Source organism: Variovorax sp. YR266 (assembly GCF_900107295.1).
GTDB lineage: Bacteria > Pseudomonadota > Gammaproteobacteria > Burkholderiales > Burkholderiaceae_C > Variovorax.
The window spans coordinates 24527-37411 of sequence record NZ_FNPM01000002.1; the positions used below are offsets into that span (position 1 = coordinate 24527).

At 68.7% G+C, this 12885-nt stretch carries 12 protein-coding genes; 9 read left to right on the forward strand and 3 right to left on the reverse strand.

Features of this window, described 5'->3' with window-relative positions; genetic code table 11:
• Positions 1-2: 2 nt before the first annotated feature.
• Together BLW48_RS05640 and BLW48_RS05645 are read right to left on the reverse strand one after the other, a co-directional pair.
• Positions 3-1409: a URC4/urg3 family protein gene (locus BLW48_RS05640; RefSeq protein ID WP_093173311.1), complete on the reverse strand. Its 1407-nt coding sequence runs from the start codon at positions 1407-1409 to the stop codon at positions 3-5.
• Positions 1406-2716 (reverse strand): GTP cyclohydrolase II, encoded by a 1311-nt coding sequence (locus BLW48_RS05645; protein WP_093173313.1) that lies wholly within the window; start codon positions 2714-2716, stop codon positions 1406-1408. The genes BLW48_RS05640 and BLW48_RS05645 overlap by 4 nt, the downstream gene beginning before the upstream one ends.
• Positions 2717-2869: 153 nt before the next feature.
• Between BLW48_RS05645 and BLW48_RS05650 the strand changes: the two genes are divergently transcribed.
• The 3 genes from BLW48_RS05650 (at position 2870) to BLW48_RS05660 (ending at position 4515) form a co-directional block, all read left to right on the forward strand.
• A complete protein-coding gene (locus tag BLW48_RS05650) occupies positions 2870-3205 on the forward strand; it encodes a hypothetical protein (protein ID WP_143047725.1) in 336 nt (111 codons plus the stop codon).
• Positions 3206-3286: 81 nt separating this feature from the next.
• Complete coding sequence (locus BLW48_RS05655; RefSeq protein WP_093056952.1) at positions 3287-3877, forward strand: sigma-70 family RNA polymerase sigma factor; 591 nt, start codon at positions 3287-3289, stop codon at positions 3875-3877.
• A complete protein-coding gene (locus BLW48_RS05660; protein WP_093173316.1) occupies positions 3874-4515 on the forward strand; it encodes an NrsF family protein in 642 nt (213 codons plus the stop codon). The genes BLW48_RS05655 and BLW48_RS05660 overlap by 4 nt, the downstream gene beginning before the upstream one ends.
• A gap of 30 nt (positions 4516-4545) precedes the next feature.
• Here BLW48_RS05660 and BLW48_RS05665 read toward each other — a convergent pair whose 3' ends face one another.
• Positions 4546-6063: a helicase HerA-like domain-containing protein gene (locus BLW48_RS05665; protein WP_093056950.1), complete on the reverse strand. Its 1518-nt coding sequence runs from the start codon at positions 6061-6063 to the stop codon at positions 4546-4548.
• Positions 6064-6163: 100 nt separating this feature from the next.
• Between BLW48_RS05665 and BLW48_RS05670 the strand changes: the two genes are divergently transcribed.
• Genes BLW48_RS05670 through BLW48_RS05695 form a run of 6 tightly spaced genes read left to right on the forward strand, consistent with a single transcriptional unit; the run spans position 6164 to position 12881 of the window.
• Complete coding sequence (locus BLW48_RS05670) at positions 6164-6475, forward strand: phosphopantetheine-binding protein (protein ID WP_093056949.1); 312 nt, start codon at positions 6164-6166, stop codon at positions 6473-6475.
• Between the two features lie 4 nt (positions 6476-6479).
• Positions 6480-7124, forward strand: coding sequence for a COG4648 family protein (locus BLW48_RS05675; RefSeq protein ID WP_093073957.1), 645 nt, complete (start codon positions 6480-6482; stop codon positions 7122-7124).
• A gap of 16 nt (positions 7125-7140) precedes the next feature.
• Positions 7141-8847 (forward strand): AMP-binding protein, encoded by a 1707-nt coding sequence (locus tag BLW48_RS05680; protein ID WP_093173318.1) that lies wholly within the window; start codon positions 7141-7143, stop codon positions 8845-8847.
• Positions 8847-9869 (forward strand): acyl-CoA synthetase, encoded by a 1023-nt coding sequence (locus BLW48_RS05685; protein ID WP_093173320.1) that lies wholly within the window; start codon positions 8847-8849, stop codon positions 9867-9869. The genes BLW48_RS05680 and BLW48_RS05685 overlap by 1 nt, the downstream gene beginning before the upstream one ends.
• Positions 9859-10488 carry a LolA-related protein gene (locus BLW48_RS05690; protein WP_176928838.1) on the forward strand — a complete coding sequence of 210 codons (630 nt, stop codon included), beginning with the start codon at positions 9859-9861 and terminating at the stop codon, positions 10486-10488. Before BLW48_RS05685 ends, BLW48_RS05690 begins: the two co-directional genes overlap by 11 nt.
• Positions 10485-12881 (forward strand): MMPL family transporter, encoded by a 2397-nt coding sequence (locus tag BLW48_RS05695; protein WP_093173322.1) that lies wholly within the window; start codon positions 10485-10487, stop codon positions 12879-12881. The genes BLW48_RS05690 and BLW48_RS05695 overlap by 4 nt, the downstream gene beginning before the upstream one ends.
• Positions 12882-12885: the final 4 nt, after the last annotated feature.

Consider the following 12885-nt stretch of genomic DNA (forward strand, 5'->3'; position numbering starts at 1 on the left):
GTCTAAAAGACGGTGCCGTCGCTCTCGATCAGCAGAGGCGGAGCACCGTCACGCAAGCGTTGTGCCAGCGCCCGGCCCGCGGCCCAGGTGCCGCCTTCGAGCACGCAGGCCAGCGGGAGCTCTTCCTCGGTGCGGTCGAGAACCTTGCGCACGCGCGGCGCCACTTCGTCGAGCAGCGCCACGGTGAGCGCGCGCCATTCGACGATGAATTCGTCACTGGCCTTCCAGCGGCGGGTGAGAAACGCCGGGTCCTTCGGCACGATCACCCCGCTGTCGATCAGCAGGCCGCCGTTGCGGTACTCGGGCAAGGCGGTGAGCGCGTCGAGGTGGCGCACCTTCACGCCGGCCCATTCGAAGGGTTCGAGCAGCGAATACGTGAGCCACTGCGAGAGCTTGTGAAACGGCATCCAGCCGTTGGTGAGGCCGGGGCCGCGCACCGCGCTGTGGCGCCAGCAGTCGCCCAGCGCCAGCGCCGGGTCGCCGGAGCCGATGCCGCCCGTGCTGTCGCTGCCGTCGGCCGCGATGCTGTCGACGGCATTGGCCGAGGGCCAGATGCGCGACAGTGTTTCGAGCAGCAGCGAGAGGATCTGGTGCGCGGTGATCTCCGCAGTGGGCGGCGCGGCCGGGCCGTAGGGGCCGACCAGCGCGTCGAACAGGCCCCCGGGCCGGCCGTCGTCGCCGAAGGTCTCGGGCTGCTCGCTCATGGCTTCTCCGAGCCGGCGCAGCAGTGTGGTGCGGCCCGCCAGGCCGACCAGCGGATTCACCTCGCTGACCTGGAAGGCGTCGCCGAGCCGGTCGGTGACCAGGCCGCGCAGGCCGGCCGCATCGGCCTGGTAGGGATGGTTTGGGTCGGACGAGAAAAGCCCGCTCATGAACGCGTGGTAGCTCGCCACGCCCAGCCCTTCGGAACGCGTGAAGCGCTCGCCGGTGGCCGATTCGATGTAGTGCCAGTCGGGGCCGGCGCCGGCGTCGAGCAGCACGCTCACCAGCACCAGGTCGATGTGGGCCCGGGCGCGCTGGCGGGCGTCGCATTCGCCCAGCAATGCGTCGAGTTCTTCAAGGCGATTGACGCCGCCGGCCTCGAAATGGCGCCAGCGGCTGTGGTACGGGATGGTGTCCCACGGATAGCGCTCGCGCGTGACCTCGGCGACGGTGCGCGCCGCGTCTTCGAGCGTGTTGTCGCTTCCGATGCGGAACCACTGCGATTCGCCCCGGCGTGCGCGTGCCAGCAGGGCGCCCGCGCGCTGGCGGATGGCGGCGGTGGTGCGCAGCAGGCTGGCTGCGCCGGCCGGGTGCGCGGTGTCGGCGGTGAATTCGATGGACGGATCGACCTTGCCCGCGCCCCCCGGCGGCAGGCTGCCGGAGCCGTCGACTGGCATGTTCTTGTCGTCGCTGTTGCGGTTGCTCATTCGCTCAATCCCCGGCCCTTGGCCTTCTTCAGTTCCTCGGCGTCCGGCACCGGGCCGGGCGTGAAATAGCCGGCGGCCATCTTGGCGTCCATCTCGACGCGGGCGTCGGCCGGAATCAGCGCGTCGGGAATGTTCACGCGTTCGCCGATCTCGATGCCCGAGCCGGTGATCGCGTCAAACTTCATGTTGCTCATCGACACGAGCCGATGGATCTTCTTGATGCCCAGCCAGTGGAAGACGTCGGGCATCAGCTCCTGGAAGCGCATGTCCTGCACGCCGGCCACGCATTCGGTGCGCGCGAAGTACTGGTCGGCCGTGTCGCCGCCCACCTGGCGCTTGCGCGCGTTGTAGACCAGGAACTTGGTGACTTCGCCGAGCGCTCGGCCTTCCTTGCGCGAATAGGCGATGAGGCCGACGCCGCCGCGCTGCGCGCCCTGGATGCACTCCTCGATGGCATGCGTCAGGTAGGGCCGGCAGGTGCAGATGTCGGAGCCGAACACGTCGGAGCCGTTGCACTCGTCGTGGATGCGCGCGGTGAGCTCGACCTCGGGGTTGGCCAGGTCGCGCGGGTTGCCGAAGATGTAGAGCGTCTGCCCGCCGATGGGCGGCAGGAACACATCGAGGTCGGAGCGCGTGACCAGCTCGGGATACATGCCGCCGGTTTCCTCGAACAGGGTCCGGCGCAGGTCGGTCTCGGAGCAGCCGAAGCGGCGCGCCACCTCGGGCAGATACCAAACGGGCTCGATCGCGGCCTTGGTGACCATGGCCGCGCCGCCGGACGTGAGGAAATGGCCGTCGGCCTTGAGCCGGCCGCTCTGCAGCGCCTCGATCACCTCGGGCAGGATCACGTGGGCCTTGGTGATCGCGATGGTCGGGCGGATGTCGTAGCCGGCCGCCAGCTCGGTGGCGAACACATCGGCCACCAGGGCGCCCCACGGATCGAGCGACACGATGCGGCCCGGCTCGCTCCACTGCGGGTAGGGGCCGATCACGTCTGTGGGGGCGGTGTTGGTCAGGTCGGCCTTGTGCTCGCGCTTGAGCGCACCCGATGCCACGGCCAGCGCGCGGTACACGCTGTAGGAGCCGCTGTGCGTGCCGATCACGTTGCGATGCGCCCGCTTGGTGGTGGTGCCGACTACCGGTCCGCGCTCGGTTGCAGTGGCCGCGCCCCAGTGAATGGGTAGCGCACCGAAGCCGCCGGCGTGCGAAGTCAGGCGGATGTGGCCGGTCGACGACGAGGGATGGAGTGGGGGGAGGGGCGTGACACCGCCCGGGGTGGAAGGGATCGTTGTGCTGTCTGCAGACATTGGTAGCCCTCAAAAAATGCAATGTACCGATCACTTGTGCGGCTGGCAAGCGAGGGCGCGCCCTTGGTTGCAGCGCTTCGGCGGTCCGCGGATGTTGAACAACAATGCGCGTGGACGGACCGCACCCACAACATCTTTTGCTGGAGGAAATCAATGCGCACGCTTCTTTGTGTATTTCTCGCCTTGAGCCTGTCTGCCTGCGACAAGGCCACCGAAGGCTTCTCGCAAGGTTTCGATTCCGCCTTCAAGACCAACTTCAGGACGAGCTTCATCGACAGCTGCGTCAAGAGCGCCGGATCGCGCGGGAACAAGTCGCAGGAAAAGCTCACCAAGTTGTGCACCTGCGCGGCCGATGGCGTCATGAAGGACGCCACTGTGTCGGATCTGCAGGACGTGGACAAGATCAGGAGCAAGAGCGGCCCGATCATCGAACAGTGCGTGAAGGAGGCCGTCGGCCTCGTGGTGGATACGCCGGCGCGGGTGTCTTGAGGCTCCGGCCCGGGGGCCGGCCGCCGCTCGCGGCACAATCCACCGGAACTTTTTTCGACAAAGCTGTAACCAGCCAGCCCGATGGAACGAAACACCGTAGGCAGCAGGACGAACCCGAGCGACGCGGAAGCGGCGCTGCGCAGCCTGTTCCTTCGCGGCCTCGACGGCGACGCGAAGGCCTACCGCGACTTCCTGCAGCGACTCAGCGCGCACCTGCGCGCCTTTCTGGGCAAGCGCCTTTTTGGCTGGCCCGATGAAGTGGAAGACCTCGTCCAGGAATGCCTGCTCGCCATGCACAACCAGCGCCACACCTACCAGAGCGACCAGCCGCTGACGGCCTGGGTGCATGCGATTGCGCGCTACAAGATGATCGATCTGCTGCGCGCCAAGTCGGTCCGTGAAGACCTGCATGACCCGCTGGACGACGACCTGGCCGTGTTCGCCGAATCAGCCGAAGAGGCCAGCGATGCAAAGCGCGACCTCGGCGGCCTGCTCGAAACCCTGCCCGAGCGCCAGCGGCTGCCGATCGTGCACGTGAAGATCGAAGGCCTGTCGGTTGCCGAGACCGCGAGCCTGACAGGAATGTCGGAGTCGGCGGTCAAGGTCGGCATTCACAGGGGGCTCAAGGCGCTGGCGGCCCGGTTCGGCAACAGCTGGGGAGGTGCGGCATGAAGACCGACGATCTGGTCGCGATGCTGGCGAGCGGCGAGGTGGCCGTGCCGCGCCGCCGTGCCAGCCGACGCATCTGGCTGGCGGTGCTGCTGGGTCTGCCGTTCTCGCTCCTGATCCTGTTCGGCGAGTACGGCATGCGGCGCGACATCGTGCAGGCCATGTTCTGGCCGATGTTCTGGGTCAAGGTACTGTTTCCCTTGTGCATCGCAGCGGCTGGCTTCGTGGCCGTGGAGCGGCTTGCGCGGCCGGGCGTCGAGCCGCGGCGCACCTGGGTGGGCGCGGTGCTGCCCGTGCTCGCGGTGTGGGTGCTGGCGGTGATCGCCTGGTTCACCGTGCCGGCAGAGGAGCGCATGCCCTCGCTGATGGGGCAGTCATGGCGCGTCTGCGCACTGAGCATCGGGCTGATGGCGCTGCCGGTGTTCGCGGCCACGATGGTGGCGCTCAAGGGAATGGCGCCCACGCGGCCGGCGCTGGCCGGGGCTGCGGCAGGGGCGCTTGCCGGGGGCATTGGCGCGGCGGTCTACGCGCTGCACTGCATGGAACTGACCGCGCCGTTCCTTGCGGTCTGGTATGTGAGCGGGATCGCTGTGCCGGTGCTGGTTGGTGCCGCGCTCGGGCCACGCCTGCTGCGCTGGTAGCGCGCCGGCAGAGGCCCTGGGCCGGTCAAGTCAACGCTTCTTCGAGCCGAAGATCCCGCCGAGCACGCCGCGCAGGATTTCCTTGCCAACAGACGTACCCATGGTGCGCACCGCCGACTTGGCCATGGTCTGCACCAGGCCGTCGTGCTTCGCGCCGCGCGGGCCGGTGGTGCCGAAGAGCATGTCGTTGAGCATGCCGCCCATGCCGGAGCCGGAGGCCTCCGCCGCATCCTTGCCGCCGGGCAGCGTTGCTGCCGGTGCGTCGGGTGCGCTGTCGGCGCGGCCCTTGAGCTTTTCGTAGGCCGATTCGCGGTCTACCGTCTTCTCGTAGACGCCGGCGACGAGCGAGCCGGCGATCAGTGCCTTGCGCTGGTCGGGCGTGATGGGGCCGAGCTGGCTGCCGGGCGGCAGCACGAACACGCGCTCGGTCACGCTCGGGCGGCCCTTTTCGTCGAGGAAGCTCACCAGCGCCTCGCCGACCGCGAGCTCGGTGATGGCGGTCTCGATATCGAGGCCCGGCTTCTGGCGCATGGTGCTGGCGGCCGCCTTCACGGCCTTCTGGTCGCGCGGCGTGAAGGCACGCAGCGCGTGCTGCACGCGATTGCCCAGCTGGGCCAGCACCGTGTCAGGGATGTCCAGCGGGTTCTGCGTAACGAAATACACGCCCACGCCCTTGGAGCGCACCAGCCGCACCACCAGCTCGATGCGTTCCACCAGCGCCTTGGGCGCCTCGTTGAACAGCAGGTGGGCCTCGTCGAAGAAAAAGGCCAGCTTGGGCTGCTCGGGGTCGCCGATTTCGGGCAGCTGCTCGAACAGCTCGGACAGCATCCACAGCAGGAAGGTGGCGTACAGGCGCGGCGAGTTCATGAGCTTGTCGGCCGCGAGGATGTTGACGACCCCCTTGCCGCCCACGGTCTGCATGAAGTCGGCGATGTTGAGCATCGGCTCGCCGAAGAACTTGTCGCCGCCCTGGGTTTCGATCTGCAACAGGCCGCGCTGGATGGCGCCCACGCTGGCGGCGCTGATGTTGCCGTACTGGGTGGTGAACTGGCTGCTGTTTTCGCCCACGTACTGCAGCATGGCGCGCAGGTCTTTCAGGTCGAGCAGCAGCAGGCCGTTGTCGTCGGCGATCTTGAACACCAGGTTCAGTACGCCGGCCTGTGTTTCGTTCACGTCGAGCATGCGGCCCAGCAGCAGGGGGCCCATGTCGGAGACGGTGGCGCGCACCGGGTGGCCCTGTTCGCCGAACACGTCCCACACCGTGACGGGGCAGGCGGAGGGCTCGGGCACCTCGATGCCGCGTTCCTTGAGGGTGGCTGCCAGCTTGCCGCCGATGGCACCCTTTTGGCTGATACCGGTCAGGTCGCCCTTGACGTCGGCCATGAACACCGGCACGCCGATGGCGGAGAGCTTTTCGGCGATGGTCTGCAGGGTGACTGTCTTGCCGGTGCCGGTGGCGCCGGTGATCAGGCCATGGCGGTTGGCCAGGCTGGGAAGAAGACTGCACTCGATGGCGTCGTGCCGTGCGATCAGAAGTGGGTCGGCCATGGGGCGCTCCGGTCGTATCGAAGCGGGCAGTCTAATCAAGCGGCACTCCTATAATCCACGGCCCGCACGGTAGTTCAGGAAAAAGTTTTAGGAGGTTTTTTTGTCATCGACTGCTCAGCCCCCCATTCCCGCCACTGGCGATGCCTCCGAACAGTCGCCGATCGAAAAAGAGCTGGCCGTGCTGCTCGTGAACGCGCTGAACCTCGAAGTGGCCCCCGAGGACATCGTGCCGACCGACCCGCTCTATGGCGAAGGCCTCGGGCTCGACTCGATCGACATCCTCGAAGTAGCGCTTGAAGTCTCGCGCCGCTATGGTTTCCAGCTGCGTTCTGACGACGAACGCAACCAGCAGATTTTCCAGTCGCTGCGTACGCTCGCGACCCACGTCGCCCAGCATCGCGTGGCTTCCTGATCCCATGTCGCGATGGCGAATAGCACTCCTTCTGGTGGCAGGCGTGGCGTATGCCGGCCTGTCCCACTGGATGACGCTGTTCCATGCCACGGAACCGTGGGCGGTCGTGGTGTTGCTCGGGCCGCTCTGGCTCGCTGCCATGGGCCTTGCCGCCAGCTGGTTCGGTCGCTGGGGCCTTGCCGCCGTGGCCGTTCTGGGCGTGGGCGGCTTCTCGCTCGTCTTCCTGGGTGAGGCGGGTGATCCCAACCGCTTGTACGTGCTGCAGCACGTGGCCATCAACGCCGCGCTGTGCGGCTGGTTCGGCTCCACGCTGCGCGGCCGGGGCCTGCCGCTGATCACGCAGTTCGCGCAGCGGGTGCACCCGCTCAAGGGGCACATGCTGTCCTACACCACGCAGCTCACGCGCATCTGGACCGGCTTCTTCGCGCTGACGGTGCTGGCGTCGATCCTCATCTACCTGACACGGCCGTTCTCCGACTGGTCGCTGTTCGCCAATGTGCTGTCGCCCGTGATGGTGACGCTGCTCTTTGTGGGCGAGCACTTTGTGCGCTATCGGCTGCATCCCGAATTCGAACGCACGCGCCTCGTGGATGCGGTGCGCGCGTTCTATGGCACATCGTCGGTGGACACCAGCCCCGGCGGCCAATGACACAGGCGCCGCCCGCGTGACGACAGATACCCGTTTCCTGCCACTGCTCACCGACCGAGACCCAGATTCCATCCTGGCCTGGCGCGCCGGCGTGCCCGTGAGCACGCGGCAGTTCCTGGCCGACGTGGCCCGCTTCGCGCCCGGGCTTCCGGGCGAGGGCTCCGCCGTCAATCTCTGCGTCGACCGCTATGCCTTTGCCGTGAGTCTGGGCGCGGCGCTGGTGCGCGGCCATGCCAGCCTGCTGCCGCCCGACGCGCGGCCCGACACGCTCGCGCGCCTGCTCGAGTCCGGTGGCTCACGTCTTTTTGCGCTCACCGACGATCTGAAGCAGCAAACGCCAGGCATGCAGCGCGTGCTGATCGAGAACAGCCAAAGCCGCGCGAGCTCTGAGGCCCCCGTGCCGCAGATCGATGCAGCCATGCACGCCGCCAGCCTGCTGACCTCCGGCTCGACCGGCGTGCCGCAGCCGCACGCCAAGACCTGGGGCACGCTGGTGGGCGACGTCGCGGTGGCCGTGAAACGGCTGTGCCGTGTGCTCGAGCGCCCCACGCTGGAAGGCCTGACGCTGGTCGCGACCGTGCCGGTGCAGCACAGCTACGGGCTGGAGTCGTCGGTGCTGCTGGCAATGCTGGGCGGCGCGGCCTTCGAAAGCGGCCGGCCGTTTTTCCCGGCCGATGTGGCGAAGACGCTGGCCTCGGTGCCGCGACCCCGCGCGCTGGTGACCACGCCGTTCCATCTCAAGACATTGCTGCTCTCGGGCATCGAGCTGCCGCCGGTCGACCTGATCCTGTCGGCCACCGCGCCGCTGTCGCCGCAACTCGCGCAGCAGGCAGAGCAGGCGATGGGCGGCGTGCTGCTCGAAATCTACGGCAGTACCGAGTCGGGGCAGGTCGCCACGCGCCGCACCACCGACAACGAGATCTGGGAGACATTCGGCGAAATCCGCGTGCACGCCGAGCCTTCGGCGGACGGTAGCCCCGAACGCTTCATCTTCAGCGGCGACTTCATTCCCGAGCCCACACCGATGGCAGACGTGCTCGAACTGCTGGACGAGCGCCGCTTTCGCCTGTTCGGCCGGGCCAACGACCTGATCCACGTGGCGGGCCGGCGCAGTTCTCTGGCGCACCTGAACTTTCACCTGAACAGCATTCCCGGCGTGGACGACGGCGCCTTCTGGCTGCCCGACGAGGTGGCCGACGGTGTCGTGCGGCCGGTGGCCTTCGTGGTGGCGCCCACTCTGTCGGCGGGCGACATCATCGCGGCCCTGCGGCAGCGGCTCGAACCCGTGTTCGTGCCGCGCCGCGTGGTGCAGGTCAAGGCCTTCCCGCGCGAAGGCACGGGCAAGCTCACCGTGCGGGCGCTGCGCGAATTCGCGCTGGCGCAGCTAGCGGAAGACGACACACCGGTGCAGATGGCCCACGTGGTGCCAGCTGACCACCCCGTGTTTGCCGGTCATTTCCCGGGGCAGCCGCTGCTGCCGGGCGCGCTGGTGCTGGCCGAGGTCATGGAGGCCATTCGCCGCGTGCCGGCCCTGGTGGCTCGGCTGGGCGCCCATCCCACGCTCGCCGCGGCCAAGTTCCTGGCGCCCGTGCGGCCCGGCGCCGCGCTGTCCATCGAGCTGCATCCGGAGGCCGGGCCCGGTCGCGGCGTGCGTTTCGACGTGCGTTGCGACGGCGTGGTGGCTGTCACGGGCCGCTGGACGGCCGTGCAAGAGTCCGCGTGATGAAGCACACCGATGTCGAGGCGCGCGCCGTGAAAGAGGCAACCAGGGCAGGGCAGGCGGCACCGAAAGGCGAGCGCGGCGAAAGCGGCGACTGGGCCCGTGCGCCCGAGCGCAGCAACATGCTGGCGCTGCGGTTCATCGTTTTCATGGCGCTGGTGTGCGGACGCCACGTCACGCGCCTCCTGCTGCCGCCGATTGCCCTGTACTTCCTGCTGTTCGCGCCGGCGCAGCGCCGGCACATCAAGCGCTACCTGTTCCGGGCCATCGGTCCGCAGGCGGGTTGGGTCGACGGCTTCCGCCTGCTGCACGCCTTTGCCTCGACGGTGCTCGATCGCGTGTATTTCCTGCGTGGGCGCCTGGACCTGTTCAAGGTCAGCATCGAGGGCAATGCACCGATCGATGCCGAGATCGCGCGGGGGCGGGGCGCCTTTCTGCTCGGCGCCCACATCGGCAGCTTCGAGGTGCTCGGCGCCTGCAAGCAGCAGACGCACCAGTGCAACCTGCGCCTGGCGATGCTGATGTATCCGGACAACGCGCAGCGCATCACGGCCGTCCTCAACACCATTGCCGTGCCCGAGCTGCGGCCGCACGTCATCGCGCTGGGCCGGCCGCATTCGATGCTGGCCCTGCGCGACTGGCTCGACGGCGGCGGCCTGGGCGGCATGCTGGCCGACCGCACGCTGCCGGGCAGCGAAGACCAGCCCGCGCATCAGCGCGGCAACAACATCGTGCTGCCGTTCCTCGGGCAGCCCGCAGTTTTCAACGATGGTCCTTTCCGCCTGGCGGCCTTGCTGCGTCGCAAGGTGTTCTTCATGGCCGGGCTCTACGGCGGCGGTGCCCGCTATGACGTGCGATTCGACCCGCTGGCCGACTTCGGCGAGCCGGCTTGCAGCCCCGCGGAGCGCGAAGCGCGCATTCGTGCTGCCGTCGAAGCCTATGTGGCACGCCTCGAAGCGCTGTGCCGCGCGTATCCCTACAACTGGTTCAATTTCCATGATTTCTGGCTCGAAGATGCGGCTTGACTGGCTTTGCAGGGCATGCGTGCTCGCACTGGCCTTTTGCGCCGTGCCGGCCTGGGCGGCGTTCGACCTGCCCGAACTGATGACGCTGCTGGCCAAGCAGAAGAGCGGGGAGGCCCGTTTCACCGAACAGCGCTTCGTGCACGGCCTGGAAGGCCCGCTCGACGCCAGCGGCACGCTGAGCTTCGATGCGCCCGACAAGCTGGTGCGCCGCACGCTGTCGCCGCGAGTCGAGACCATGGCGGTCGAGGGCAACACGCTGACGTTGTCGCGCGGCGGCCGCAACCGCACGCTGGCGCTCGACAGCATGCCCGAGCTGCTCGGACTGGTCGAAGCCATGCGCGGCACGCTGACCGGCGACGGCGCCACGCTGCAGCGCTATTTCCGCAGCACCGTGTCGGGCTCCGCTGCCAAGTGGACGCTCGACCTCGTGCCGATGGACAGCCGGCTGGCCGCGCAGGTGCGCAGCATCCGCATCAGCGGCCGCGCGAGCGACGTGCTGGGGCTCGAGATGGAGTTCGTCGGCGGTGACCGCTCGGCCATGAACATCACGCCGGGCGCGACAGCACCCGCGCCAGCCAACGCGGCTCCGTCCGGCGCCACCGGACGCACCACGCCGTGACGCCACAGCAGCAGGCGGGCGGCCCGCCGGGCTGGCGGCGCAGGGCGATCGTGCTGCTGGCGTGGCTGCTGGTGCTTGTGTGCGGCGCCGTGGTCGTCGCGCGCACGCAGATCGGCGCCGACCTCTCGGCCTTTCTGCCCAAGAGCCCGGATGTGCGCCAGCGCGTGCTGATCGAGCAGCTGCAAAGCGGCGTCGCCTCGCGCACGCTGATGCTGGGCATCGAAGGCGGCAGTGCCGAGCAGCGCGCCGCGGTGTCGCGCGCGGTCGCAAAGGACATGCGCGAGAGCAAGCTCTTCGACCTGATCCAGAACGGCGACGTCGGCGACTGGAGCGAGGCGGGAAACTGGGTACTCCAACACCGCTACCAGCTGTCGCCCGGCGTCACGCCCGGGCAGTTCACTGTCGAGGGCTTGCGCGACGCGATCAACGAAACGCTGTCGATGCTGGGCACGCCTGCCGGCAACGTGATCAAGCCCCTCCTTGATCGCGACCCGACCGGGGAGACGCAGCGCATTGCCATGGAGCTGACGCCCGCCAGCGCGCCGCGCAGCGAGGACGGCGTATGGATGTCGCGCACCGCGCCGCGCGCGCTGATGGTCGCCACCACGCGCGCTGCCGGCAGCGACCTCGACGCGCAGGCCATCGCCATTGCGCGCGTGCACGCCGCCTACGCGGCCGCGACGCGCGACATGGGCGCAACCGCGCCCAAGCTGCTGCTGAGCGGTCCGCCCGTGTTCTCGGTGATGAGCCGCGACAAGATCAAGACCGAAGCGATCCACCTCGCGGTGGTGGGCGGCATCGTGATGGGCGGGCTGCTGTTGCTGGCGTTTGCATCGCCGCGCGCGCTGGTCATCGCCTTCCTGCCCGTGGCCACGGGCGTGGTGATCGGCACCGCGAGCGTGAGCCTGGTGTTCGGCTCGGTGCATGGCCTCACGCTGGGCTTCGGCAGCACGCTGATCGGAGAGACGGTCGACTACGCCATCTACTACCTCATCCAGGCGCGTGGCGCCGCCGTGGCCGGCACCGGCTGGCAGCGTTGGCGCGACCTGAACTGGCCGACCGTTCGGCTCGGGCTGTTGACCTCGGTGTGCGGCTTTGCGGCGCTGGTGTTCTCGGGTTTTCCGGGGCTGGCGCAGCTGGGTGTGTTCTCCATCGCCGGCCTTGTCGCGGCGGCGCTGGCTACGCGTTATGTGCTGCCGATGCTCGCGCCCGACGGTGCCACCGGCATGGGCATGCGCAAGTACATGGCGCAAATGGCCGGCGCGCTGGTGCGCGGCCTGCCGCGCCTGCGCTGGCCCCTGGCCGCGCTGGGGGTGGCGGCACTGGCATTGGTGCTGTGGCAGGGCGGCCATCTGTGGCGCGCCGATCTTGGCGCGATGAGCCCGGTGCCCAAGGCAGCCCAGCAGCTGGACGAAATGCTGCGCAACGACATCGGCGCGAGCGACGGTGGCGTGCTGGTGGTCGCCTATGGCGACGACGAGCAGGCCGCGCTGCGCAACACCGAGGCGGCGGCGCAGCGGCTCGATGCGCTGGTGGATCAGGGCGAACTCGTCGGCTACGAAACGGTCACCCGCGTGCTGCCCAGCGTGGAGGTGCAGACCGCGCGCATCGCAGCCCTGCCGGACGCCGAAACGCTGCGCGCCAACCTGGCAGAGGCAACCAAGGGCATGCCGCTGCCGGCTTCGCGGCTCGGACCGTTCCTGGCCGACATCGAGGCTGCGCGCAAGCTGCCACTGGTGCAGCGCGCCGAACTGGCCGCCGGGCCGCTCGGCTCGGTCCTGAACACGCTGATGTACCAGCGCCCGGGCGGCGGCTGGGGCACGCTGGTCGTGCTGCATCCGGGCGCCAAGTTCGACCAGGGCCGTCTGGAAGCGGCGCTGGCCGGCCTGCCTGAAGTGCAGGTGGTCGACGTCGGCCGCGAACTTGCGAGCCTGTACCAGCGCTACCTGCACGAGGCCTTCGTGCAGGTGCTGCTCGGCGCGCTGGCGGTGGTGCTGTTGCTCGGCATCTACCTGCGTTCGTGGCGCCGGCTGCTGGCCGTGTGCCAGCCGCTGGTGTTCGCGGTGGTGCTCACGCTCGGCGGCATGGCCGTGCTGCAGGCGGCGCTGGGCATCCTGCATCTGGTGGGGCTGCTGCTGATCGTGGCGGTGGGGTCCAACTACGCGCTGTTCTTCGACCAGCTGCGCACCACCGGGCGGGCCGACGAGGACACGCTGGCGTCGCTGATGCTGGCCAACCTGACGACCGTGGTGTCGTTCGGGCTGATCGCGATTTCGGACATTCCGGCGCTGTCGTCCATCGGCCGCGTGGTTGCGCCCGGGGCGCTGCTGGCGCTGTTGCTTTCGGCAGCATTCGCACGCAGCGTGGGGCCTTCGCAGGCTTCGCGCGGCTGACGGG

Bases quoted from the DNA above. Each gene is read 5' to 3' on its own strand.
- BLW48_RS05640 (WP_093173311.1), bottom strand. From the start codon at position 1,409: ATGAGCAACCGCAACAGCGACGACAAGAACATGCCAGTCGACGGCTCC.
- BLW48_RS05645 (WP_093173313.1), bottom strand. From the start codon at position 2,716: ATGTCTGCAGACAGCACAACGATCCCTTCCACCCCGGGCGGTGTCACG.
- BLW48_RS05650 (WP_143047725.1), top strand. From the start codon at position 2,870: ATGCGCACGCTTCTTTGTGTATTTCTCGCCTTGAGCCTGTCTGCCTGC.
- BLW48_RS05655 (WP_093056952.1), top strand. From the start codon at position 3,287: ATGGAACGAAACACCGTAGGCAGCAGGACGAACCCGAGCGACGCGGAA.
- BLW48_RS05660 (WP_093173316.1), top strand. From the start codon at position 3,874: ATGAAGACCGACGATCTGGTCGCGATGCTGGCGAGCGGCGAGGTGGCC.
- BLW48_RS05665 (WP_093056950.1), bottom strand. From the start codon at position 6,063: ATGGCCGACCCACTTCTGATCGCACGGCACGACGCCATCGAGTGCAGT.
- BLW48_RS05675 (WP_093073957.1), top strand. From the start codon at position 6,480: ATGTCGCGATGGCGAATAGCACTCCTTCTGGTGGCAGGCGTGGCGTAT.
- BLW48_RS05685 (WP_093173320.1), top strand. From the start codon at position 8,847: ATGAAGCACACCGATGTCGAGGCGCGCGCCGTGAAAGAGGCAACCAGG.
- BLW48_RS05690 (WP_176928838.1), top strand. From the start codon at position 9,859: ATGCGGCTTGACTGGCTTTGCAGGGCATGCGTGCTCGCACTGGCCTTT.